Origin of the sequence: Acinetobacter sp. UBA6720, from assembly GCF_002454215.1 — a bacterium.
In the GTDB taxonomy this organism is placed as follows: Bacteria; Pseudomonadota; Gammaproteobacteria; order Pseudomonadales; family Moraxellaceae; genus Acinetobacter.
Genome location: NZ_DKIK01000082.1, coordinates 1 through 1,192, shown reverse-complemented (window position 1 = coordinate 1,192; position 1,192 = coordinate 1). Strand labels below are relative to the sequence as shown.

The window sequence follows — 1,192 nt, the reverse complement described above, 5'->3', positions numbered from 1 at the left end:
GAAACATTGGCACAACTCTTTCTTAATAGTGCTATTAAAAAAGACTGCCCTGTACTATTTACTCACTCGACTGAAGCAGAGGCTATAAAATTATTTGCCAATACTTATCTTGCCATGCGTGTCGCTTATTTCAATGAACTTGACACCTATGCTCAAGTTTTTGATCTAAATACTCGTCAAATTATTGATGGAGTGTGTCTGGATCCGCGTATTGGAAAGTTTTACAACAATCCTTCTTTTGGCTATGGTGGATATTGCCTCCCCAAAGACACTAAACAACTTTTAGCAAATTATGAGCAAGTCCCAAGTAACTTAATTCAAGCAGTTGTAGATGCAAATAGAACCCGCAAGGATTTCATTGCTGAAATGATTATTCAAAAAAATCCCAAAGTAGTTGGTATTTACCGTTTAGTCATGAAATCAGGATCTGATAATTTCCGCTCATCCGCAATTTTAGGGATTATGCGTCGAATTAAAGCACAAGGCATTAAAGTGATTATTTACGAGCCAAATATTTCAGAAAAAAAATTTGCCAATAGTAAAGTTATTCGCGATTTAAAAAAATTTAAGGAAGTAGCTGACTTAATTATTAGTAATCGTCAAACATCGGAACTAAATGACGTACAAAATAAACTCTACACTCGAGATATTTTCGGTATCGATGACTAAAACTACAGCCCAACAAAAAAAGGGCTCCGAAGAGCCCTTTTCACATCAAATTACTTATTTTACATAAGTCAACCAATGTGCATATTTCGGATCTTTACCTTTAACCGCATTAAAGAATGTGGTTTGAATTTGTTCAGTAATTGGGCCACGCGTACCTGAACCGATTTCACGGTCATCATATTCACGAATTGGCGTCACTTCAGCAGCCGTTCCTGTAAAGAATGCTTCATCTGCAATATAGAACTCATCACGGGTAATACGACGCTCAACCACGTCATATCCTAAATCTTTTGCAATGGTAATAATGGTTTGACGTGTAATACCATCCAGTGCACCACCTGCGATGTCTGGCGTATGTAATACACCATCTTTGACCAAGAATACGTTTTCACCAGAACCTTGACATACATAACCTTGTGGGTCGAGCAACATTGCTTCATCATAACCAGAATGTGCCACTTCTTGGTGAGCCAAAATCGACAAAGTGTAATTACCTGACGCTTTTGCTTTACACATCGTCACG

At 37.8% G+C, this 1,192-nt stretch carries 2 protein-coding genes; one reads left to right on the top strand and one right to left on the bottom strand.

Annotated features, from left to right (window positions below; genetic code table 11):
* On the top strand, window positions 1-669 hold a 669-nt coding region (locus B4F08_RS07185), incomplete at its 5' end, for a UDP binding domain-containing protein (protein WP_291373952.1).
* Between the two features lie 54 nt (window positions 670-723).
* Here the strand turns inward: B4F08_RS07185 and B4F08_RS07180 are convergent.
* Window positions 724-1,192, bottom strand: a 469-nt coding sequence (locus B4F08_RS07180; RefSeq protein WP_291373951.1) for an aminotransferase class IV, incomplete at its 5' end; no start/stop codon positions are given.